Here is a 23,751-nt window from a genome sequence, read left to right as displayed (position 1 = left end):
CATGACCCGCTCAGCATAATCCAAGGTGGGTCACTTCTCGATGGAAACCCCGGGTCAGTTCTGGGTGGAAATCAACAGGCCGATGTCTCGCGGTATGTCGATGACATGGCCCGTATCGACCGCCAGGAAGAGGGTGAAGCCCGGGCTGACAAGGTCGCCCATCTCGCCCGCCGCTACGGTCGCATCCGGCAGGAGATTGCCCGGCTGAAGGCAATGGAACAGGCCCTGACCGATACGCCCGACGGGCAGATCTCGCTGACGGATCCCGATGCCCGCGCCATGGCGACCAGCGCCCGGCACAGCGGCATGGTCGGTTACAAAGTCCAGACCGCGGTCGATACCGAGACGCATCTTCGACCGCGACCAACCAGCAGCCGATAACCCCTGTCGGCCAGTTTCCACACAGCCTCGGCCCTGACCTGCCTTTAGCACCCGAACTGGCCGCTGCGGTGCGGCTCCACTAGACCGGCCGTTCGTCCACCTTGCAGCATTATCCTAGGGTGAAGGTCGGCAGAGCGGACCTTATCTGCCCTCCGTGCTCGCCGCACTTCAATCCCGGCAGCGACACGTAGGGCGGGAAGCCGACGTTCGCTGCGTATTGGACGAGCGGCCGCTAAGTACATGACCGGACTTTGCCCCGCTTGGTGCGCGCCCCGGAACCCGCCATTATTACAAAACGCAGCGATTGATCCCCTAGAGCCCCTAGCTGCTTCTCATCTTGAACGCAGGGGTGACCAAGGACAGCCGGTTCGGACGTTCGCGCAGGCCGCAGCGCGTGTGATCGTTCGCCCTATACTGCAAATCAAGCGACGCTCGGCCTGATGCCTATAATCTACATCGAGTGGTTCTTGGCCGAAAATTTCACTGAGAGCTTTGAAATCAAAGAAGTAAACGTGCGACGTTTCTTGCGAGCAGACACGATATCTAAGAATGCTATGTGAGGCGTGAATGGGATTTATGAGTACTAGGCTGTGGCGGGAGGCCTTTGAGGTCCAACCTGGCGAACGAGATGAGGATGCGCGCAATCTCCTCAAGCAGCAACTGCTTAGCATGCGGGATAAGGTGGCTCAGCTCGTAGCCCACATCCCCGCTGACTGCAAAGGCCTCACAGTGCACGATGTCACCCATCTTGACGCACTCTGGGAGGCAGCGGACCTAATTTCTGGAGATAATTGGAAACTGAATCCAGCCGAAGCATTTGTATTCGGCGCTGCAGCGCTCGTGCACGATGCAGGTTTGACCACTCTTTCCTACGCGAATGGAAGAGCCGGATTGCGAGAGACGCTCTTATGGAAAGATGCGGCCTCAGGGCAAAGAGATGGTGAAAATGAAGACCATATACTTTTCGAGGTACTGCGCAATCTACATGCAGAGCAGGCGTCAACGCTTTGCCGTAGAGAGTGGGCGTCGCCTATATCAGGTACTATCTATCTTATTGAGGATAGCGAACTTCGACAATCGTTCGGTGAGGTTATTGGCCGGGTGGCGCACAGCCATCATTGGAGCGCATCTCGCGTTCAAGCAGACCTTCAGCAGCAAATCGGAGGCAGCCACAAGCTTCCACCTGACTGGACTTTAAACGAACGCAAACTGGCTTGCCTAATTAGGTGTGCAGATGCCGCCCAAGTTGACCGGACACGCGCACCGCTGATGACATATGCTGCCCTCGGACCTACAGGGTACTCTGATCTACATTGGAAGGCTCAAGCTAAGTTAAATCGCCTCACCCGCACCAAAGATGCAATTAATTTCACCTCGTCATCTCCATTCTCAATTCAAGAGGCCGATTCCTGGTGGATAGCCTATGATCTAGCTCTTGTTCTCGACGCAGAGCTAAAAGCATCGAATGCTATCCTTGGGGATATGGGAGAGCAGTTGTTCACGGCTGGACGAGTATCTGGCGTAACAACACCTGCGGACTTTTCGGAGCGAGTTAGAACCGACCATTGGCGACCTATTGACGCTAGCGTCCGAATATCTAACCCTCTGCTGATTGCGAAAACGCTAGGAGGCCGAAATCTTTACGGCATGGTTAAGGACGTCCCCTTTCGGGAATTAATACAAAACTCCGTCGACGCCATCCGAGCGAAGCGAGCAATTGTCGGTCAAAGCAGGGAGCTTGGGAAGGTCTCAATAACGATCGACCATTATGAGTCAGATGAGGAGCTCGCGCTCATTCAGATTGACGATGATGGGATCGGAATGAGCGAGAATGTGATAAGCACCGCTTTAGTGGATTTTGGTAAATCATTTTGGAACTCAGATCTCCTCAAAGAGGAATTTCCTGGCCTGAAGTCTAAGAAAGTTAAGGTTATAGGGAAATTTGGCATCGGGTTTTTCTCTGTCTTCGAGATGACCGAAAGGGTTAAAGTTGCCTCTAGGCGCTATGATCAGGGCCTTGAAGACATAAATGTCCTCGACTTTCGCGGTTTGGCAAGTCGTCCCCTCCTTATGAGAGGATCACGGGATGAGCTGCCCTACGGGATTAATACTAGAGTGACGTTAATCGTAGCCAAGTCAGCCGTGGATGACTTCAAGGATGATGAAGATGAGCCACATATTGGTTATTATCGCCCCACGAGACGCCGAAGAACTCATTCGGATCGCATGCAACTCTGGCGAAGGCTGCGTTATATGTGCGCCTTCCTAGATGTTTCTGTGTCTTTTAAAGATAATCGAAATGGGAGTGAATTCTCGCACTCCCCAAATCTATACAGTTCGAACGTGAAGGAACTTACTAGAGACTTAGAAATTTCTGAGCATGAGGCTACTCTTGGATACTTCGATCTAACAGCTTCACTGAAGCCAATTAAGGGGCCTGATGGAGATGCATACGGGATTGCTGCGCTGGATATAATAAGCATAATTCACGAAGAGTCTCCGAGCTTTGGGGTGGTATCTGTGGGTGGTATTATTTCATCAGAAAGCGCTCACACTCTTGAATCTCAATCCCAAGCAAGAATTCCATACATAGGTGTAGCGGAAGCGAGAACAGAGCGGGCCGCGCGAGACCAATCAACTATCATTGCGACGTACGAAGCAATAGATGCTTGGCTGGAAGATCAGTTCGCGATGATTGATACTTCAAAGTTGAAAAACTCCGACCAAATGCAACTTGCTTCATTTTATTACCAGGTGCTTGGTAAGTGCTCTGGGCTTCCATTCACTTTACATCAAGGAGAACCGAAGAGCATTTCAGATATACTCCCACATATAGAGCGCCTGACTTCCGTTTACCTTCCGGTATCGTTTAGGTACGATACTTACATAGAAGTTTTGGGCTACTCAGCACTGACAGCAGAGTTTTTCGAAGCTCAAACGGTAGATAAATTTTTCGTTACGGCTAGGGGCTCCAGACGTATATTCGACAACGAAGACGATTCAAAGCGGGTTAAAAATACTGGCTCCGGAGAGATATCTTTCGATAGGCTCTACAAAGTTTGGCCGGCAGGTCGTTCGATGCTTGAATTACTCTCCAGGAAATGGGGCAGCAAAATCGAATGCAGGTTTTCGCAAGAACCAATATTCTCAACCACAATTCCGAGTCTCTCTGGCAAGCGATGGGTATTGATTTTAAGTCGAGGAACTGGGTCGTAGTTTTTTTGAGCTTCGCGCAATCAATCGTCTGTCTGCATCGTCAAAGGCGGTTCAGAGGCGCTGTATGAGCATTGCGGGCCTCGACAAAGAAATAAACGGCTGAACATCTGATCGTCTTTTGTTGGTGCACGCACCTGTCCAACGAGATCAGGTAGCCTGATCGACCTTTTCCCGCGCCGCCCTGTCTAGTCAGGGCGGCGCGACGACCGTCAACTAACCGGCGCGTCTTTGCCGTTCGTGACAAGAGCAGCAAAGCTCCGCACTCCGCCCCTAGTGTCGATCGAGTGAGTTCCGGCCTTGGTTCTCGCTTGAATGTCCGCTTCCGCAGTGCGGCTGGAGTGCCTTCGCGACCGCGGCGAACGACCGCACCCCGCCCTTCGAGGCAGGTCAGTTCGCCTTCCTGCGCCGGACGTGAGCGGTGTCTACGGGCCGGTTGAAGCCATCACTCTGTTCCCAGAGCCGCGACGCTCAGCGTCTTCTTGGGTAGCGTTGTGTCAACTGGCCCAGGAAGCCCCCGCGAGGCGTCACTCAGGTCTGATCTCGCGCTGGTGGCGGCCAAGGAGGGCGACCAGTCTTCGGCCAGAAATTACCTTCTGACGCTTGAGGTGGATAAGGCCTCGTTCGACCGGGTCGAGGTCAACGCCTTCTCCACAGACGCGCGCAATGGTGTCGGCGTAGACATCGGTTGCCGTGATGGGCACCTGACAATTTCTCCGACGCTGATATCGGTTCAGGATCGTAGCGACAGTTTGCGTCTGCATCATAGTCTTCGTCAGAGCTTCCACCGTTTCAAAGCAACCTTGTGTTCAGGGTCTCACCATCGCGAGCGCCGCTGCGCCATGCCCAGGAGCGCATAGCGACGGCACGACGGCCCTCCGCGACGTCATTTCACGAACCGCACATCCCCTTCATACGCGAAAGGCGCCGGAGCGTCTGCTCCAGCACCTCTATCAACGCCCTTCAGAGAGCAGTCCAAAGACACGAGGCGATACGTTTCGCCCTTGACACCCCTTGCGCAGACTTATGCTTCCGTTTGCGCATTCATCTGCTTTCTCTGACTCTTTGACCCCTCAGCTCCTCAGCCGCACTTCGAGTGACCGCAGCTCGAGCAGGTCATGCAGCCTTCGACCATCATCATCGAGAACTGGCCGCAGGACGGGCAGGCCTTGCCTCGGGGTGCATCGAGGCCCACGACCTTCGCCGTCGGGTCGGCCTTCAGCCCCTTGCCCTCGCCCTCGAGGAAGCCGGTGGCGACGAGGTGCTTCTCGATCACCCCGCCGATCGCCGCGAGGATCGAGGGGATGTACTTGCCCTGCACCCAGGCGCCGCCACGCGGATCAAAGACCGCCTTGAGCTCCTCAACCACGAAGGAGACGTCGCCGCCGCGGCGGAAGACCGCCGAGATCATCCGCGTCAGCGCCACGGTCCAGGCGTAGTGTTCCATGTTCTTGGAATTGATGAAGACCTCGAACGGACGGCGGTGACCCCCGACGATGATATCGTTGATCGTGAGGTAGATGGCGTGCTCGCTGTCGGGCCACTTGAGCTTGTAGGTGTGCCCCTCGAGCGACTGCGGCCGGTCGAGCGGCTCGGACATATAGACCACCTCGGCGCCGCCACCTTCGCTCTCGGTGACCACGGCGGGCGTCTCTGCCGGGGTCTTCTCGGTCTTTTCCGAGACCGACAGGACCGAGCCGGTCACGTCGTTCGGGCGGTAGGTGGTGCAGCCCTTGCAGCCGGTCTCGTAGGCTTCCATGTAGACGTCCTTGAAGCCCTCGAAGGAAATGTCCTCCGGGCAGTTGATCGTCTTGGAAATCGAGCTGTCGATCCATTTCTGCGCCGCCGCCTGCATGCGCACATGCTCGAGCGGGGCCAGGGTCTGCGCGTTGACGAAATAGTCCGGCAGCTCGGCATCGCCGAACTTGTCGCGCCACATCTGCACGGCGTAATCGACCACCTCTTCCTCGGTGCGGGTGCCGTCTTTCTGCAGCACCTTGCGGGTGTAGGCATAGGCAAACACCGGCTCGATGCCCGAGGACACGTTGCCCGCGTAGAGCGAGATGGTGCCGGTGGGCGCGATCGAGGTCAGCAGCGCGTTGCGGATGCCATGGGTGCGGATCACCTCGCGCACGTCGTCATCCATCTGCAGCATGTTGCCCGAGGCAAGGAACTTTTCGGCGTCGAAGAGCGGGAAGGCGCCCTTTTCCTTGGCCAGTTCGACCGAAGCCAGATACGACGCACGCGCGATGCGCTTCAGCCAGCTCTCCGTCTGCGCGGCGGCCTCTTCCGTGCCGTAGCGCAGCCCCATCATCAGCAGCGCGTCGGCAAGCCCGGTGACGCCAAGGCCGATGCGGCGCTTGTTGCGGGCTTCCTCGGCCTGCTGCGGCAGCGGGAAGTTCGAGGCGTCGACGACGTTGTCCATCATCCGCACCGCCAGCGCGACCAGCTCGTCGAGCTTGGACTCGGGGATCTCCGCGCCGGGTTCAAAAGGCGTGTCCACCAGCCGCGCAAGGTTGATCGAGCCCAGCAGGCAGGCGCCATAGGGCGGCAGCGGCTGCTCGCCGCAGGGGTTGGTTGCGGCGATCTGCTCGATGTAGCTGAGGTTGTTCGCCTTGTTGATGCGATCGATGAAGATCACCCCCGGCTCGGCATAATCGTAGGTGGCCTTCATGATCTTGTTCCACAGGTCGCGCGCCTTGACCGTGTGGTAGACCTTGCCGTCGAACTGCAGGTCCCACGATCCGTCCGCCTTCACCGCTTCCATGAACGGGTCAGTGACCAGCACGGAAAGGTTGAACATGCGCAGCCGCGCGCTGTCGGCCTTGGCCGAGATGAACTGCTCCACGTCCGGGTGGTCGCAGCGCATGGTCGCCATCATAGCACCGCGCCGCGAGCCCGCCGACATGATCGTGCGGCACATTGCGTCCCAGACATCCATGAACGACAGCGGACCCGAGGCATCGGCGGCAACCCCCGCCACATGCGCGCCCTTGGGACGGATGGTCGAGAAGTCATAACCGATCCCCCCGCCCTGCTGCATGGTCAGCGCGGCCTCCTTGAGCATGTCGAAGATGCCGGACATGCTGTCGGGAATGGTGCCCATGACAAAGCAGTTGAACAAGGTGACCGAGCGCGCGGTGCCGGCGCCGGCGGTGATCCGGCCGGCGGGCAGGTACTGGAAGTCCTCGAGCGCGCCGTAGAACTTCTCTTCCCAGGCGTCCGCATCCGTCTCGACCGACGCGAGCGCGCGCGCGATGCGGCGCCAGCTGTCCTCGACGCTCTGGTCGATCGGGGTGCCGTCCGCCTCCTTGAAGCGGTATTTCATGTCCCAGATCTGTTCGGCGATGGGGGCGGCAAAGCGAGTCATGGCAGCAGACTTCCTTGTTGGCTCGTCAATTCGAGGGCGCGGCAGCAGCGCAGCGCAGCGGGTGGCAGGGCGGTGTGCCTACTCGCGACCGCCGCCCGATGCAAGAACGCGCGGTACGTAAGGGTACACGTTTTTCCGCGATCAGCCTACCACTGCTTGAAGCCGCTGTCGCAAAGACTACAATATCTGTCTCATCCTGTTGAGGACTCTGTGGAGCATTCCGTGGATAAGTTCACCCATCTGATCAAGCTCAGCGTCGGCACCGAAAGCGTCAAGACGCTGGCCGCCTGGCAATCTGGACGCGCTGCGCAGACCGCCGACCGCCTGCCCTGCCACATCACCCGCATGTGGCCGAAGCGCGAGGCAGAATTGCTCAACGGCGGCTCGATCTACTGGGTTTTCAAGGGGCTGATCCAATGCCGCCAGCGCGTGCTGCGGCTCGACGAGGTCACCGGACACGACGGCACGCGGCATTGCGCGCTGGTGCTCGACCCCGAGATTCACCGCGTCGCCACCAGCCCGCGCCGCCCCTTCCAGGGCTGGCGCTATCTCGATCCCAAGGACGCACCGCCCGATCTTTCGGCCGCCCGCGAGGACGATGACGAGCTGCCGCCCGAAATGGCTGGCGCCCTGGCCGAGATCGGCGTTCTCTAGCCTCCGCACCCCCTCCCCGCTCAGCCGCGCAGCCGCAGCGCGTACCACAGGTACGCGGGCACCTCCCGCAGCCCCACCTTCACCCGGTTTGCCGAAAGCGGCACGCGGGGCGAGTCGCTGCTGAGCGGCCCCAGCGCCGCCAGCCCCAGCCGCCGCGCCGCCAGCCGGGCGCGGGGCGCGTGGAACCCGTCGGTGACGATCACCACGCTTCCCGCCCCAACCTCCCGCAGCAGCGGCAGCGAGAACCGAAGGTTCTCCTCGGTGCTGGTTGAGCGCTCTTCCAACATCAGCACCGCCTCCGGCACGCCGGCCTCGCGGCAGAGCCGGGCGATCACCGCCGCCTCCGAGGGGGCGTGCCGCCCGACACCGCCCGAGGCGAGGATCGCAGACACCTCCCCCGACCGCCAGAGCCCCGCCGCATGAAGCGCCCGGCGCTCCAACGTCGGCGAGGCGCGCCCTCCGGCCCAGACCGCCGCGCCCAGCACCAGCGCCACCCGTTCCCCGCGCATTGCCCGCCCCTATTCTCTTCCCAAATTCGCAAATCCGGCGACGCCGCTCGCCTGCGCCGCCCGAAGCGAAGCACGCCCCGCGCCAAAAGAAAACGCCGCCGGGACATCCCGGCGGCGTTCCTCTCACCCGGCGATGCGGATCAGTTCGGGATCTCGGCGGTCAGCCCTTCGACGTAGAAGTCCATGCCAGCCAGCGTGCCGTCGTCGGCCACTTCGCCCTCGGCGAGCCAGGCCGAGCCGTCCTGCTTGTTGATCGGTCCGGTGAACGGATGGTAAGCGCCCGAGGAGATGTCGTCCTTCATCTTCAGCACGGTGGCCTTCACGTCCTCCGGCACCGGGCCGGTGATCTCGCCGATGCCGACCATGCCGTCACCGATGCCCTGCCAGACGTTCTGGCTCTCCCATGTGCCATCGATGATCGCCTGGACGCGGTCGATGTAATAGGGCGCCCATTCGTCGATGATCGAGCTGAGGCGCGGCTCGGGCGCATAGTCGTACATGTCGCCCGCCTGGCCGAAGCCGAAGCCGCCGGCCTTTTCCAGCACCGACAGCGGCGCGGTGCTATCGGTATGCGCCAGCACCACGTCGACGCCCTGGTCGAGCAGCGCCTGGGTCGCGTCAGCTTCCTTGGCCGGGTCGAACCATGTCGACAGCCAGACCACCGACATCTCGACGTCGGGGTTGGCCTTCTTGGCGTGCAGGTAGGACGAGTTGATGCCCCGGATCACTTCCGGGATCGGGAAGGAGCCGATGTAGCCGATCTTGTTCGACTTGGTCATCGCGCCGGCAAGGTAGCCGGTGATCGCGCGGCCCTCGTAGAAGCGCGCCGAATAGGCCGAGACGTTGTCGGCGGTCTTGTAGCCGGTCGCGTGCTCGAACTTCACGTCCGGGAACTTCGCCGCGACGTTGATCGTCGGGTCCATGTAGCCAAAGGAGGTCGTGAAGATCAGATCGGCGCCCGAGAGCGCCATCTGGGTCAGCACGCGCTCGGCGTCGGCCCCCTCGGGCACGCTCTCCTGCTCGATCATCTCGATGGAGTCGCCGAAGTGCTCCTTCATCTTCACCGCGGCCTCGTGATGGTGCTGCGACCAGCCGCCGTCGTTCACCGGGCCGACATAGACGAAGCCGATCTTCGGCACGTCCTGCGCGAAGGCCGGCGCGGCGGCAAGGGCGAGGCCGACGGCGGCCGAGGCGAGAAGCGTTCTGCGTTTCATTGTGGTTGGACTCCCTGTCTTCAACATTGTCCGGGTCCCCGGATTGGGTCTATGCCCCGCTCAGGCGGAGGCGTGGAAAGAGCGGCCCAGCGATCCGGGCGCGCCATGCACCCCGCGGGCCGAGATGATCACCAGCACGAGGATGGTGATCAGGTAAGGCGACATCGACAGCAGCTCGACGGGCACCTTGGCCCCCGCCGCCTGCAGGTTCAGCTGCAGCACGGTGACGCCGCCGAAGAGATAGGCGCCGATCAGCACGCCAAACGCGCGCCAGCTGGCGAAGACGACGATGGCCAGCGCGATCCAGCCCGCCCCCGCGGTCATCCCCTCGGTCCATTGCGGCACCCGCACGAGGCTGACGTATGCCCCGCCGAGCCCGGCGCAGGCCCCGCCAAAGAAGATCGCCGCCATACGCACCCGCACCACCTTGTAACCGAGCGCGTGCGCGCTCTCGTGGTCCTCGCCCACCGCCCGCAGGATCAGCCCGGCGCGGGTATACTTGAGAAAGCCCCAGACAGCCGCGACCAGCAGGAGGCTCACGTAGACCATGAAGTCATGGCGGAAGAACATCGGGCCGATCCCCGGGATCTCGGCGAGCCCGGGGATCCACAGCTTGCCCATGCCCGGTGCGCGCACGCCCTCGAAGCCCGCCCCGACCAGCGCCGACAGCCCCAGGCCCACCAGCGTCAGGCCAAGCCCCGTCGCCACCTGGTTCGACAGCAGCACCTGAGTCAGAAAGCCGAAACTCAGCGAGAGCACCGCCGATGCGAGCGCCGCCGCCAGGAACCCGACAACCGGCGAGCCGGTGCTCACCGCAGCCGCGAAGCCGACCACCGCGCCGGTGATCATCATGCCCTCGACCCCGAGGTTCAGCACCCCGGCCTTTTCCACCACCATCTCGCCGATGGCCGCCAGCAGGATCGGCGTCGCCGAGACCATGATCGAGGCGACAAGAAGTACGGGATCCATCAGGCCAGCTCCCTCTTGGCAAAGCGGATGCGGTAATTGGTGAAGACGTCGGTGGCCAGCAGGAAGAACAGCAGCATCCCCTGGAACAGCTGGATCGACGCCCCCGGCAGGCCGAGCATCAGCTGCGCCAACTCGCCGCCGATATAGGTCAGCGCCATCAGAAGCCCCGCCAGCAGGATGCCCACCGGGTGCAGCCGCCCGAGAAAGGCGACGATGATCGCGGTGAAGCCATACCCTGAGTTGAAGTCGATGGTGATCTGCCCCGCCGGGCCGGTGACCTCGAAGAGCCCCGCCATGCCCGCCAGCGCGCCCGAGATGCCAAGACAGAGAAAGACGATCCGCGCCGGGCTCACCCCCGAGAAACGCGCCGCCCGCGGCGCCTCGCCGGTGAGCCGGATGTTGAAGCCCTGGATGTGCCGCGCCATCAGCACGTAGGCACCGATCACCGCGATGAAGGCCGCGACCACGCCCCAATGCATGCCGGTGCCGGCGATCAGCTCGTCATTGTGGACCGCCGGCCATTGCTTGAAGTTGCGCGAGCCGGGAAAGCCCATGCCTTCGGGGCTGCGCAGCCAGCTCGCCGAGGCCGAGGCGAGGATGTTCTCGGCCACATAGACCAGCATCAGCGACACGAGGATCTCGTTGGTCCCGAGCTTGGTCTTGAGCACCGCCGGGATCATCGCCCAGGCCCAGCCACCAAGCGCGCCCGCGACCACCATCAGCGGGAAAAGCAGCACGCTTTCGGACGGATAGAAGGCCAGCCCCACGGCCGCGCCGGTCACGGCGCCCATGATGTACTGCCCCTCGGCGCCGATGTTCCAGATCCCCGCCTTGAAGCCGATCGAGAGGCCAATGGCGATGAGGATCAGCGGCCCCGCCTTCACCAGCAGCTGCGGCCGCGAGTAGCCGGCGAACTGCGGGTGGAACAGCGGGTCCCAGAAGATCGTGCGGATCGCCTCCAGCGGCGGCTTGCCGAGCAGCGCGAACATGATGCCGCCCACCACCATGGTCAGCACCACGGCCAGAAGCGGCGTCACGATGGTCCAGAGCCGCGACGGCTGCGGACGTTTCTCGAGGCGGATCATTGCGGGCCTCCCACCGGCGCCGCGCAGCTTGCACCGACGCACCGTGCGTATTTGAAAAGAGACGAAGCGCTGGTGAGGAAGAGGCCTACGGGCTTCTTCTCTTCACAAGTGCGCAATTCCGTCGCCAGCCAGGCGGCGCAGCGCCGGGGGTCAGCCATCGACATGGGCCACCTCCATATCATGCGCCCCGCCCATCATCAGGCCGATCTTCTCGATGTCGAGCTCGGCGACGGCGCGGGCGGGCGAGAGCCGCCCCTCGTTGAGCGCCGCGAAGCGGTCCGAGATCTCCATCAACTCGTCGAGATCCTGGCTGATGACGATGATCGCCGCGCCCTTGGCGGCCAGATCGAGCAGCGCCTGGCGGATCGCGGCGGCGGCAGCGGCGTCGACGCCCCAGGTCGGCTGGTTGACGATGAAGACGTCGGGGTTTTGCAGGATTTCCCGCCCGACGACGAACTTCTGCAGGTTGCCGCCCGAAAGCGCCCGCGCCGCGGTGCCCGGCCCGGGGGTGCGCACGTCGAAGCGCTCGATGACCTTCTCGGCGAAGCTCTTTGACTTGCCCCAGTCGATGAAGCCGCCCTGCACCAGCCCCTCGCGGCGCGCGCCAGTCAGCACGGCGTTCTCGGTCAGGCTCATGTTGGGCGCCGCGGCATGGCCGAGCCGTTCCTCGGGCCCCGACAGCAGACCGGCGTCGCGGCGCGCGACAGGGCCGAGGCGGCTCACGTCCTGCCCCTTGAAGAAGACCGTGCCCGCCGGCGCCAGCCGCTCGCCGGAAAGCGCCATCAAGAGCTCGTCCTGGCCGTTGCCGGCAACCCCGCCGATGCCCAGCACCTCACCGGCGCGAACCTCGAGCGAGACCTCGCGCAGCGGCGTGCCGAAGGCGCCCGGCGCGGGCAGCGAAAGCCCCTCGGTGCGCAGCAGCACCTCGCCCTTCTCGCCCGCCCGTGCCTCGGGGGCGTTGAAGCTCGAGCCGACCATCAGCTCGGCCATCTGCCGGGCGGTGACTTCGCGCGGGGTGCAGGTGCCGACGTTCTTGCCGAGCCGCAGGATCGTCGCCTCGTCGCAAAGCGCGCGGATCTCCTCGAGCTTGTGCGAGATGTACAGGATCGAGGTGCCCTCGGCGCGCAGCTTGTTCAGCGTCTGGAAGAGGATCTCCACCTCCTGCGGGGTCAGAACCGAGGTCGGCTCGTCCATGATCAGCAGGCGCGGGTTCTGCAGCAGACAGCGGATGATCTCGACGCGCTGGCGCTCGCCCGCCGAGAGCGTGCCGACGGTGCGCGTGGGATCGAGCGGCAGCCCATAGGTTTCCGAGACCTCGCGGATCTGCCGCGCAAGGTCGCGCGGCTTCGGCGGGTTCTCCATGCCGAGCGCCACGTTCTCGGCCACGTCCAGCGCCTCGAAGAGCGAGAAGTGCTGGAACACCATGGCCACGCCCGAACGGCGCGCGTCTGACGGCTTGCCGGGCGCATAGACCGCGCCATCGAGCACCATCTCGCCCGCGTCGGGCTTCACCAGCCCGAAGATCATCTTCACCAGCGTCGATTTGCCTGCGCCGTTCTCGCCGAGCAGCGCATGGATCTCGCCCTTGCCGATGTCGAAGGAGACATCGTCATTGGCCACGACGCCGGGGTAGGCCTTGGTCAGGCCCCGGATGCTGAGGAGTGTAGCCACGCCGTCCCGTCCCCTTTTTTCTGCCCCAATAGCTGTCCGGCCACGCCGATGGCAATCGCCTGCGGGTGACGCCCGTATGTTTTTTGACCAATAGGACAAGAAATGCGAGCTATTTGGGCATCTGCATGACCCAACGTCCTGAGCCGACTGCGGAAACGCGCCCATTTGGTCTCCGACCCGATCAGCCCGGCGAAGGCAAACCCATGGGTCAGCAGCGCATGGCAGAGCGCGAGGTCGATCTCGTGGCTGTAGGTGAGGATGAGATGCTCGGCCTCTTGCGGCGCATGGCGCACCGCGCGTGCCGGATCGGCGGCGGGCAGCAGGGTGACGCCCATCGGCACCGCCTCGGGGAAGCGCTCGAGGGCGGTGTCGATCCAGGTGATCGCCAGCTCTGGGAGTGGCGCCATGACCTGTACCATGGCCCGGCCGACATGGCCCGCGCCCCAGATCCAAAGCTGCCGGGCGGGCCGCGCCAACGGCTCGACCATCCAGCCCTGCACAAGCTGCGGCTCGGGCGCGCGACCCTGCGCGCGGGCGCGATCGATCAGCCGTTGCACCGCGAGCGGGCGCTCGCCCTGCCCGCGCGCAACGATCTCCTGCCCCTCCAGCGCCGCGACGCCAGCGGCGTCGAACACCTCGGTCCAGAGCACCACGGCACCGCCGCAGCATTGACCCAGCCCCGGCCCCAGCGGATGGCGGGTGAGCCCCGGGCCGCGCAGCGCCTGCTCCGCAGCCATGAGTTCCAGCGCGCCGCCGCCGATGGTGCCGCTCTGGCGCAGCTTGTCGGCCTCGTCCCAGACCAGCATGGCGCAACCGACCTCGCGCGGGGCCGAGCCCGAGACCTCGGCGATCACCACGCGGGCGACACGCCCATGCGCGGCGACAGCAGCCTTCAGCCCGGCAAGGTCAAACCCCATGGCGCAGCCTCCGTACTGCGGCCAGCAGGTTCTCCGGCGTCGCCGGGGCGATCAGGTCGGGATAGTCGTCGCCGCAGGAGGCCACCGCGTCCGACAGCGCGAGGAAGGCCGAGATGCCCAGCATGAAGGGCGGCTCGCCGACGGCCTTGGAGCGATAGATGGTCTCCTCGAGGTTGCGACCGTCCCAGAGCGCGACGTTGAACACCTCGGGCCGGTCCGAGCAGGCGGGGATCTTGTAGGTCGAGGGCGCATGGGTGCGCAGCGCGCCCTTGTCGTCCCAGACCAGTTCCTCGGTGGTCAGCCAGCCCGCGCCCTGCACGTAGCCGCCCTCGATCTGCCCGATGTCCAGCGCCGGGTTCAGCGAGGCCCCGCAGTCGTGCAGGATGTCGGCGCGCAGGATGCGGTTCTCGCCGGTCAGCGTGTCGAGCACCACCTCGGTCACCGCCACGCCATAGGCGAAGTAAAAGAACGGCCGCCCCTGCCCCCGGATGCGGTCCCAGTCGACCTTGGGCGTCTTGTAATAGCCCGTCGACGACAGCGACACGCGCCCCTGGTAGCAGAGCACCGCCGCCTCCTCGAAGGCAATGTCGGTGCCGCCGACATGCACCCTGCCGCCCTCGAAGCGGACGTTCCCGGGCAGGTCCTGGTGCAGCTCGGCCAAATGCGCGGCCATGCGGTCGCGGATCGTGTCACAGGCCGCCTTCACCGCCATGCCGTTGAGGTCCGAGCCCGAAGAGGCCGCCGTCGCCGAGGTGTTGGGCACCTTGCCGGTGTCGGTGGCGGTGATCTTCACCATCTCGAGCGGCACGCCGAAGCGCGCGGCGGCCACCTGCGCCACCTTCTGGAAGAGGCCCTGCCCCATCTCGGTACCGCCATGGTTGAGCTGGATCGAACCGTCCTGGTAGACGTGCACCAGCGCCCCGGCCTGGTTGAGATGGGTCAGCGTGAAGGAGATGCCGAACTTCACCGGCGAGATGGCAAGCCCTTTCTTGAGCGCCGGGTTCCTCTCGTTCCACGCATCCACCGCCTTGCGCCGCGCCGCGTAGTCGCTGGTCTCTGCCAGCTTCGCGGTCATCGCGCCGAGGATGAAATCCTCGACCGGCTGGCCATAGTGGGTCATCTGCGGTGCGTCCGGGACAGGCGGCGCCGAGGGCGCGGCCGGCGCGTCGCCTGCGCCGGCGAGCGCCCCGCGCGAGGCAAGATCGTCGCTGTCGTCATGCGCCAGCGGCTCTGTCCCCGCGGGGACACCCTTGGCCGACGTCCCCGCGGGGACGCTCTCCTCTGCCGTCCCCGCGGGGACAGTTTCCGCTGCCGCCCCTGCGGGGGCGAGGTCGGCATAATAGTTGCGGCGGCGCAGCTCCAGCGGGTCGATCTTCAAGTGGTGGGCAACGTGATCGATCACCCGTTCGATGCCGAAGAGCCCCTGCGGACCGCCGAAGCCGCGGTAGGCGGTGGCGCTTTGCATGTTGGTCTTCAGCCGGTGGCTCTCGACCCGCAGCGACGGGATGTCATAGGCGTTGTCGGCATGCAGCATGGCGCGGTCGGCCACGGCGAGCGAAAGGTCCTGTGCCCAACCGCAGCGTGTGTACTGTCGGAAGTCTACCGCCTGCAGGCGACCCGTCTCGTCGAAGCCGACGGTGTAGTCGATCCGGAAGTCGTGCCGCTTGCCGGTGATCATCATGTCGTCGTCGCGGTCGTAGCGCATTTTCGCCGGACGCCCGGTTTCCGACGCCGCGACGGCGCAGGCAATGGCCAGCGCATTGCCCTGGCTCTCCTTGCCGCCGAAGCCGCCGCCCATGCGCCGGGTCTCGACCCGCACGGCATGCATCGGCAGGTGCAGCGCATGGGCGACCTTGTGCTGGATCTCGGTGGGGTGCTGGGTGGAGCTGGCGACCACCAGATCACCGTTCTCCTGCGGCATCACCAGCGCCGCCTGCCCCTCGAGGTAGAAATGCTCCTGCCCGCCCATTTCGAGCGAGCCTTCAAGCGTGATCGGCGCGGCTTTCAGCGCTTCGGCAGCATCGCCCTTTTCCCATATGCGCGGGCCCTCCTCGAAGCGACTGTCCGCCGCCAGCGCTTGCTCGATGGTGAGGATCGGCTCGTGCTGCTCGTAGGTGATCCTAGCCAGCCGCGCCGCCTTGCGCGCGGCGAGGTGGCTGGTTGCGGCAACGAGGAAGATCTGCTGCCCGAGGTAGTGGATGGTCCCGTCCGAAAGCAGCGGTTCGTCGTGCAGCGAGGCCGAGCAGTCGCAGTCCGAGGGCAGGTCCTTGGCCTCCCAGACCTTCACCACGCCAGGGGCGGCGCGGACGGCGCCGAGGTCGATCTCGGTGATCCTGCCCGCCGCAATGGTCGAGAGGCCAAAGGCGAGATGCAGGCAGTCCGCCGGCACCGGGATGTCGTCGATGTAGCGGGCCTTGCCCGAGACATGCAGCGGGGCCGCGTCATGCGGCAGCGGTTTGGAGACGCTCATGCCCGCACCCCGCGCACATCGGTGGCCACGCCGAGATCGGCGATCAGGTAGCGGATCAGCATGTTGCGCGCGGCCTCCAGCCGGTAGCCGGCGCTGGCGCGCATGTCGCTCATCGGTTGATAGTCCGCGTCGAACTCCCTCGACGCCGCCATCACCGTGTCCTCGGTCCAGGGCTTGCCGATCAGCGCCTGCTCAACATGGGGCGCGCGCTTGGGTGTTCCGGCCATGCCGCCAAAGGCGATGCGGGCCTCGGCCACCCTGTCGCTCTCGACCTCGATCCAGAAGGCGCCGCAGGCGGCCGAGATGTCCTGATCGAAGCGCTTGGAGAGCTTGTAAACCCGGAGCCGGTCCGCCTTGCGCGGGATCGTCACCGCCTCGACGAACTCGCCGGGCTGGCGGTCCTGCTTGCCGTAGTCGAGGAAGAAGTCCTCGATCGGCATGTCGCGCCGCGTGCCTCCCTTGCGCAGGTGTAGCGTCGCGCCGAGCGCGATGAGCGCGGGCGGGTTGTCCCCGATGGGCGAGCCATTGGCGATATTACCGCCGATCGTCGCCGCCGCACGCACCTGCGCCGAGCCGTAGCGGCGCAGCATTTCGGCATAGCTGGGATAGTGGTCCTTCATCAGCGTGAGGACGCGGTCCATGGTGACCCCCGCGCCGATGCGGATCGCCTCCTGCGAGACGTCAATCTGCTGCAGGTCGGCGCAGCGATGGAGGAAGATCACCTTGTCCAGCTCGCGCAGTTGCTTGGTGACCCAGAGGCCGACGTCGGTGGCGCCCGCGACCAGCGTGGCGTCGGGGGTGGCCTCGTAAAGGCGCGCCAGCGCGTCGGCGGTTTCGGGCGCGGTCTCGGGAGCCGCCGCCAGAGGGGCGCTGTCCGCCAGCAGATTTCCTTCGGCGCTCATCCACTCGGGCACGGGCGCGCTTGCCGCGGCCTCGGCGGCGCGGACGATGGGCGCGTAGCCGGTGCAGCGGCAGAGGTTGCCCGCCAGCGCGTCGTCATGGCCGGTGTCGCCATTGAGATGCGCCGTGGCCATCGACACCACGAATCCGGGCGTGCAGAAGCCGCATTGCGAGCCGTGGTGATCGACCATTGCCTGCTGCACCGGGTGCGCCGTGCCGTCGGGGCCGGCGATGCCCTCGACCGTGCGCAGCGCCTTGCCTTGCAGCTGCGGCAGGAAGAGGATGCAGGCGTTGACCGCCCGGCTGCCGCGCGCATCGGTGACCATCACCGTGCAGGCGCCGCAGTCGCCCTCGTTGCAGCCCTCCTTGGTGCCCCGAAGCCCGCGCTCCTCGCGCAGCCAGTCGAGCGCCGTGCGCGTGGGAGACACGTCGCGCAGCACCACGCTTTCCCCGTTCAGAAGAAAGGAGATGTCCATTTTGATGACCCGCCGCCTTACCATTGATCATATCCCCGGTGCGCGCCCTCGATGCGGCGTAGAAGGCGCGCGGATTCTTGTCTCTTTGCCCTAACGCTAGGCGGCGGCTTTCCGGCTTGGCAAGAAAAATCTGCCCGTTTGGCAGGCAGACGCCACGACAGAGGCGCAAATTTGCGCATGACCGCGCGGGGTTGCCGCCCTGCGGCGATCAGCCCCCGGCAAGGAACTCCGCCAGCATCCGGCTCGCCGGGGCGTGGTTGAGGATGGTGTTGTGATCCCCCTCCTCGAAGACCTCGAGCCGCGCGCCGGGCATCGCCTCTGCCAGCGCACAAGCACCCGCGACGGGGGCCGCGTAGTCGTGCCGCGCGTGGACCACCAGCGTCTCGCCGCGCCGGGCCATGGCTGGCGGCCGCCAGTCGGTTCCGGGATCATAGGGTGCGCAGAGCCGCGCCACCCCCGCTTCGAACTGCCCTAGCGCCGCGCCCTCCAGTCCGTATTGCATACCGCCCAGCCGGATCAGCGCCGGCAGATCGACCGGTGTCGAGATCAGGGCGGCACGCGGGCAGGCGAGCCCCTCGCCCAGCGCGAAGAGCAGGCTGCGCGCGCCGACGCAATGGGCCCCGACGGCATCATAGGGACCGTGCTCGTCGAGGCAGAGGCGGATCGCGGGAACGATATCGGCAAGGCTGCAGAGCGTGCGGGCCGGGTGCAGGTGGCCCGGCAGGATCAGCAGGTCCACCGCTGCCCCGGCCCGGCGCAAGTCGCGCACCAGCCGGGAGAATTGCCGAACGTGACCGTCGTGACCGGGCACGAGCAACACGCGCGGTGCCCCGGCGCGCGGGGCCGCGTGCCGCAACAGGGCAGCCTCGGCGCCGAGCGGGACCAGTTCCGCCCCGTGGCGCGCGACATGGGCCGTGTCGAGATGCGAGGCGGGGCTGAGGTAGCGACGCGCAAGCAGCCGGCCGGTCAGCCTCGGTGCCAGCGCTGCGGCAAGATGCAGGGCCCGGCGACGGGTCGATAGGGCGCCCCGGGGCGCGAGACGCTCCTGTGCCCCGCCCGTATACCCTTCGCTCCGCCGTTCCATGCCGATCTTTCGCTCACTCGTACCGCGCTCCCGCCTTCAGGATTGCGCCATCAACGGCGCCGCGACAATTCACTTTCTCCGGGAATTTGCCTTGCTTTCTAAATGAGGTAAGCCTGCATCACCCTGGGCGCGCGCGCCGCCACGCGGGGGCTTTCGCCGCCCGCCGCCGCGCAATACTCTAAGCGCCATGAGCGATCCCCGATTCATCCACCTCCGCGTCCATACCGAATATTCCCTGCTCGAAGGCGCCGTGCGGCTGAAGAAGCTGCCCGGGCTCTGCGAGGCCATGGAGATGCCCGCCGTGGCGGTGACGGACACCAACAACCTCTTTGCCGCGCTGGAGTTCTCTGTGACCGCCAGCGGCGCGGGCGTGCAGCCGATCATCGGCTGCCAGGTCGATCTGCTCTACTTCGAGCCGGTGCCGGGAGAAAAGCCGAAGGCCCCCGCCCCCATCGTGCTCCTGGCGCAGAACGAGCAGGGCTACGAGAACCTGATGAAGCTCAACTCCTGCCTCTACCTGCGTGGTGACGGGCAGGAGCCGCATGTGACGCTGGACGATCTGCAGACCTATGGCGAAGGGCTGATCTGCCTTTCGGGCGGTCCCGACGGCCCCATCGGGCGGCACCTGCGCGAGAACCGCCGCGCCGCGGCGCAGACCCTGCTGACCCGATTGCACCAGATCTACGAGGACCGGCTCTACGTCGAGCTGCAGCGCCATCCCGGCGAGAACGGCCTGCCCCCCGAGGAGCGCATCGCCGAGCAGGGCCATGTGGAGATGGCCTACGAGATGGGCCTGCCGCTGGTCGCCACCAACGATGTCTATTTCCCCAAGGCCGAGATGTACGAGGCGCATGACGCGCTGATCTGCATCAGCGAAGGCGCCTATGTCGACCAGCAGGAACCGCGCCGCCGGCTGACCGCGCAGCACTACCTCAAGAGCCCGCAGGAGATGGCGACGCTCTTTGCCGACCTGCCCGAGGCGCTCGAGAACACCGTCGAGATCGCCCGGCGCTGCGCCTTCATGGCCTATCGCCGCGATCCGATCCTGCCGAAGTTCGCCGACGACGAGGTTGAGGAACTGCGGCGTCAGGCCAACGAGGGGCTTCAGGCACGGCTCGCGGTGATCCCGCACGCGGTCTCGGTCGAGGAGTACCAGAAGCGGCTCGACTTCGAGCTTGGCATCATCGAGGGCATGGGCTTTCCCGGCTACTTCCTGATCGTTGCCGACTTCATCAAGTGGTCCAAGGACAACGACATCCCCATCGGTCCGGGCCGGGGCTCGGGCGCGGGCAGCCTCGTCGCCTATGCGCTGACCATCACCGACCTCGACCCTTTGCGCTACTCGCTGCTGTTCGAGCGCTTCCTCAACCCCGAGCGTGTGTCGATGCCCGACTTCGACATCGACTTCTGCATGGACCGGCGCGAAGAGACGATCCGCTACGTGCAGGAGAAGTACGGACGCGACAAGGTCGGCCAGATCATCACCTTCGGCGCGTTGCTCTCGAAGGCCGCCGTGCGCGACGTGGGCCGGGTGCTGCAGATGCCCTACGGCCAGGTCGACCGGCTGTCGAAGATGATCCCCGTGGAGGGGGTCAAGCCCGTCTCCATCGAGAAGGCGCTGCAGGACGAGCCGCGGCTGCGCGAGGAGGCGCGCAACGAGGAGGTGGTGGACCGGCTGCTGACCTACGGCCAGCAGGTCGAGGGGCTGCTCAGGAACGCCTCGACCCACGCCGCGGGCGTGGTGATCGGCGACCGGCCGCTCGACCAGCTGGTGCCGCTCTACCAGGACCCGCGCTCGGATATGCCCGCCACCCAGTTCAACATGAAGTGGGTCGAGCAGGCGGGGCTGGTGAAATTCGACTTCCTCGGCCTGAAGACGCTGACCGTCATCCAGAACGCGGTGAACCTGATCCTGAAGTCGGGCCGCCCGATCCATGTCGCCGCCGATGGCACCGAGCTCTACGCCCCTCCCGAGGGCGCCGAGAACCAGATGAACCTCATCCCGCTGGATGACGAAAAGACCTACGAGCTCTATTCCGCCGCCAAGACGGTGGCGGTGTTCCAGGTGGAAAGCTCGGGCATGATGGATGCCCTGAAGCGGATGAAACCGACCTGCATCGAGGACATCGTGGCGCTGGTGGCGCTCTATCGTCCCGGCCCGATGGAGAACATCCCGGTCTATTGCGAGGTCAAGAACGGCCTGCGCGAGATCACCTCGGTGCACCCGCTGATCGATCATATCCTCGAGGAGACGCAGGGCATCATCGTCTACCAGGAACAGGTGATGCAGATCGCGCAGGAGATGGCGGGCTACTCGCTCGGCGGCGCCGACCTGCTGCGCCGCGCCATGGGCAAGAAGATCAAGGAGGCGATGGACGCCGAGCGTCCGAAGTTCGAGAAGGGCGCGGCCGAGAACGGCGTCGACAAGAAGAAGGCCTCGGAGGTCTTCGACCTTCTGGAGAAATTCGCCAACTACGGCTTCAACAAGTCGCACGCGGCGGCCTATGCGGTGGTGTCCTACCAGACCGCCTGGCTGAAGGCGAACCACCCGGTGGAGTTCATGGCTGGTGTCATGAACTGCGATATCCACCTGACGGACAAGCTCGCGGTCTATTTCGACGAGATGAAGAACGGGCTGAAGCTGCCCTACGTGCCGCCCTGCATCAACCGCTCGCAGGCGAGCTTTGACGTGGTCAATGGCGAGCTGGTCTACGCTCTGGGGGCATTGAAGAACGTCGGACTGGATGCCATGCGGCTGGTGGTCGAGGGACGGGGCGACACGCCCTTCACCACGCTCTTCGACGTGGCCCGCCGGGTCGATCTCAAGCGCGTCGGCAAGCGCCCGATGGAGATGATGGCCCGCGCGGGTGTCTTCGACCAGCTCGACAAGAACCGCCGCCGGGTGTTCGACAGCCTCGACGCGCTGGTCGCCTATTCCGCCGCGATCCACGAGCAGAAGGCCTCGGCGCAGGTCTCGCTCTTCGGCGAGGCCGGGGACGATCTGCCTGAGCCGCGGCTTTCGCCTGTGCCCGACTGGCTGCCCGCCGAGCGGCTGTCGGAAGAGTTCAAGGCGATCGGCTTCTACCTCTCGGGCCACCCGCTCGACGACTACATGCCGGCGCTGAAGCGGCGCGACGTGATGACGCTTGAAGAGGCGACGAACAAGGCGCGGGGCGGTCCGTGCATCGCGAAACTCGCGGGCGTCGTCGCCGGGCGGCAGGAGCGCAAGTCGGCCAAGGGCAACCGTTTCGCCTTTGCCCAGCTTTCCGATCCCACCGGCGCTTATGAGGTCACGCTCTTCTCCGAGACGCTGGAGAAAAGCCGCGAGTTCCTCGAGACCGGCTCGAAGGTGGTGATCACCGTCGAGGCCACCATGGAGAGCGACCAGCTCAAGCTGCTGGCACGCTCGGTGGGGCCGGTCGAGCAGGTGGTCGCGGGCGCGGGCGCCACGGGGCTGAAGATCTGGATCGAGGGGGCGAGCGCGATCAACCAGATCGCCTCGGTGCTGTCGCGTGCCGCCGAGCAGATGCCCAAGGCCGGGCGCGGCCCGGTGCGGCTCTGCCTTGCCGACCACGGGCTGCCGGGCGAGGTCGAGATGGACCTGCAGCAGGACTTCCCGGTGACGCCGGAGATCAAGGGCGCGGTGAAATCGCTGGGCGGGGTGCTGGCGGTCGAGGACTTCTGAGCGGTCCGCCGCCGGTTTTCCAAGCCTCGACAAGGGCTTGTGGATCCGTGCTCGAAAAAGGGTTACACGAAGGTTGAACATTCTGGCCCGCGCGCTGGTTCGCGCAGGCCACCACTGCCGACGGTCCCTTTTCTGGAGAGCCCTCGTGGCACCCACCGCCCCGCCCCTCCGCGCTTTGGCGCAGATCCTCCCGGCCCTGGTCGCGACGCTGGCCCTGGCCGCCTGCGAAACACCGGGCGAAGTGCCGCGGCTGTCGGAGGTCGAGCTGGATGAGAGCGCCGGTCAGAGCGCCGCCCTGCCCTCCGAGGCCGAGCTCTCGGATGAGGGAGGATTGCGCGCCGCCCCCGAGACCCCCGTGCCGCGAACAGCGCCGCCGCAGGGCGGGCTGCTGGGCTGGCTCGGAGGGCAGGCCGCGGCGGCCAAAGGCACGGGTCCTGACGCGCGGCAGGTCCCCTTCGGCACCGCCCTGCCCCATGGCGAGATCGCCCGGGTCTGCGGCGTTCCCGAGAGGCGGCTGGGCGTGCCGGTGGCGCAATATCCCGAGACCCGGCGCGGCTACGTTCTCTATGACAGCCGCCCCGGCACGACAGCGCCGCGCGCGCTCTACATCACCGGCTTCGACGATGGCTGCGCCCGGCAGGTGACCGGGGCTCTGGCGCTCTTCGGCGATCCCGAGCTGCATGAGCAGCTGCGCTACGGGCTGGCGGGGGGCAGCCTGCCGAAGGGGCCGGTGGACGGGGCCTACGAGACGGTGAAGGCCGAGGTTTGCGGCGTCGCTCCGGGCCGTCCCTGCGGCCGGGCGATGCGGAGGCTTGCGCGGGACACCGCCTTTGTCAGCGTCTACCCGGCCTTCGGCAGCGCATCCTACGTGAACCTGCTGCTGCACGACGGGCAGGTCGTCGCGCTCGAGCAGCACTGACGCGCGGCGAAACTCTCAGTAATGCGGCGGGCGCTCGTCGCCGAGGACCACCCCGCCGCCGCCGTCGCTCTCGCGCGCGGCCTCGCGCTCCATCAGCAACTGAACGCGGTACTGGAGCAGGGCGATGTCCTTGTCCTGCCGGGCAACGGTCTCGGACAGATCGTCCACCGCGCGCTGCAGATGCGCGATGCGTTCCTGCAGGTCTTCTAGCTGCTGCGGCATGCGGGGCTCCTT

Annotated in this window: 15 protein-coding genes and 1 pseudogene; 5 read left to right on the top strand and 11 right to left on the bottom strand. The window is 65.1% G+C overall.

Annotated features, from left to right (window positions below; genetic code table 11):
- Positions 1–75: 75 nt before the first annotated feature.
- Positions 76–354: pseudogene (locus tag G0Q01_RS16055) on the top strand (IS5/IS1182 family transposase); the annotation flags it as partial.
- A 594-nt stretch (positions 355–948) separates the two neighbouring features.
- Positions 949–3,597 (top strand): ATP-binding protein, encoded by a 2,649-nt coding sequence (locus G0Q01_RS16050; protein ID WP_164213617.1) that lies wholly within the window; start codon positions 949–951, stop codon positions 3,595–3,597.
- 1,078 nt (positions 3,598–4,675) lie between these two features.
- On the opposite strand, the gene G0Q01_RS16045 is transcribed toward G0Q01_RS16050, so the two are convergent.
- Positions 4,676–6,964, bottom strand: a complete 2,289-nt coding sequence (locus G0Q01_RS16045) for an adenosylcobalamin-dependent ribonucleoside-diphosphate reductase (RefSeq protein WP_164196710.1) — start codon at positions 6,962–6,964, stop codon at positions 4,676–4,678.
- Between the two features lie 222 nt (positions 6,965–7,186).
- On the opposite strand from G0Q01_RS16045, the gene G0Q01_RS16040 reads away from it, so the two are divergent.
- Positions 7,187–7,618, top strand: coding sequence for a DUF1489 domain-containing protein (locus G0Q01_RS16040; protein ID WP_164196709.1), 432 nt, complete (start codon positions 7,187–7,189; stop codon positions 7,616–7,618).
- A 20-nt stretch (positions 7,619–7,638) separates the two neighbouring features.
- Here the strand turns inward: G0Q01_RS16040 and G0Q01_RS16035 are convergent, their stop codons facing one another.
- The 9 genes from G0Q01_RS16035 to G0Q01_RS15995 all read right to left on the bottom strand — a co-directional run bounded on the left by G0Q01_RS16035 (position 7,639) and on the right by G0Q01_RS15995 (position 18,913).
- Entirely contained in the window at positions 7,639–8,127 is a 489-nt protein-coding gene (locus tag G0Q01_RS16035; RefSeq protein ID WP_203595048.1) for a YdcF family protein, read from the bottom strand.
- 140 nt (positions 8,128–8,267) lie between these two features.
- Entirely contained in the window at positions 8,268–9,341 is a 1,074-nt protein-coding gene (locus tag G0Q01_RS16030; RefSeq protein ID WP_108967875.1) for a BMP family ABC transporter substrate-binding protein, read from the bottom strand.
- Positions 9,342–9,401: 60 nt separating this feature from the next.
- Positions 9,402–10,310, bottom strand: coding sequence for an ABC transporter permease (locus G0Q01_RS16025; RefSeq protein ID WP_164196708.1), 909 nt, complete (start codon positions 10,308–10,310; stop codon positions 9,402–9,404).
- Entirely contained in the window at positions 10,310–11,395 is a 1,086-nt protein-coding gene (locus tag G0Q01_RS16020; RefSeq protein WP_164196707.1) for an ABC transporter permease, read from the bottom strand. Before G0Q01_RS16020 ends, G0Q01_RS16025 begins: the two co-directional genes overlap by 1 nt.
- 150 nt (positions 11,396–11,545) lie before the next feature.
- Positions 11,546–13,066 carry an ABC transporter ATP-binding protein gene (locus G0Q01_RS16015; RefSeq protein WP_164196706.1) on the bottom strand — a complete coding sequence of 507 codons (1,521 nt, stop codon included), beginning with the start codon at positions 13,064–13,066 and terminating at the stop codon, positions 11,546–11,548.
- The gene (gene xdhC / locus G0Q01_RS16010) at positions 13,036–13,983 is read right to left on the bottom strand and encodes a xanthine dehydrogenase accessory protein XdhC (RefSeq protein WP_164196705.1); all 948 of its coding nucleotides are present in this window, start codon (positions 13,981–13,983) and stop codon (positions 13,036–13,038) included. The genes G0Q01_RS16015 and xdhC overlap by 31 nt, the downstream gene beginning before the upstream one ends.
- The gene (locus G0Q01_RS16005; RefSeq protein WP_164196704.1) at positions 13,973–16,453 is read right to left on the bottom strand and encodes a xanthine dehydrogenase molybdopterin binding subunit; all 2,481 of its coding nucleotides are present in this window, start codon (positions 16,451–16,453) and stop codon (positions 13,973–13,975) included. Before G0Q01_RS16005 ends, xdhC begins: the two co-directional genes overlap by 11 nt.
- Entirely contained in the window at positions 16,450–17,829 is a 1,380-nt protein-coding gene (gene xdhA, locus G0Q01_RS16000) for a xanthine dehydrogenase small subunit (RefSeq protein WP_164196703.1), read from the bottom strand. The genes G0Q01_RS16005 and xdhA overlap by 4 nt, the downstream gene beginning before the upstream one ends.
- A gap of 208 nt (positions 17,830–18,037) precedes the next feature.
- Positions 18,038–18,913: an alpha/beta hydrolase gene (locus G0Q01_RS15995; RefSeq protein ID WP_164196702.1), complete on the bottom strand. Its 876-nt coding sequence runs from the start codon at positions 18,911–18,913 to the stop codon at positions 18,038–18,040.
- 187 nt (positions 18,914–19,100) lie between these two features.
- Here G0Q01_RS15995 and dnaE point away from each other — a divergent pair, with 187 nt between their 5' ends.
- Positions 19,101–22,598 carry a DNA polymerase III subunit alpha gene (dnaE, locus tag G0Q01_RS15990; protein ID WP_164196701.1) on the top strand — a complete coding sequence of 1,166 codons (3,498 nt, stop codon included), beginning with the start codon at positions 19,101–19,103 and terminating at the stop codon, positions 22,596–22,598.
- A gap of 145 nt (positions 22,599–22,743) precedes the next feature.
- Complete coding sequence (locus G0Q01_RS15985) at positions 22,744–23,517, top strand: hypothetical protein (RefSeq protein ID WP_164196700.1); 774 nt, start codon at positions 22,744–22,746, stop codon at positions 23,515–23,517.
- Between the two features lie 15 nt (positions 23,518–23,532).
- Here G0Q01_RS15985 and G0Q01_RS15980 read toward each other — a convergent pair whose 3' ends face one another.
- A complete protein-coding gene (locus tag G0Q01_RS15980) occupies positions 23,533–23,739 on the bottom strand; it encodes a SlyX family protein (protein ID WP_108967894.1) in 207 nt (68 codons plus the stop codon).
- Positions 23,740–23,751: the final 12 nt, after the last annotated feature.

The organism is Salipiger sp. PrR007, from assembly GCF_010499845.1.
GTDB lineage: Bacteria > Pseudomonadota > Alphaproteobacteria > Rhodobacterales > Rhodobacteraceae > Salipiger > Salipiger pacificus_A.
This window is presented reverse-complemented; position numbering and strand designations above follow the sequence as displayed.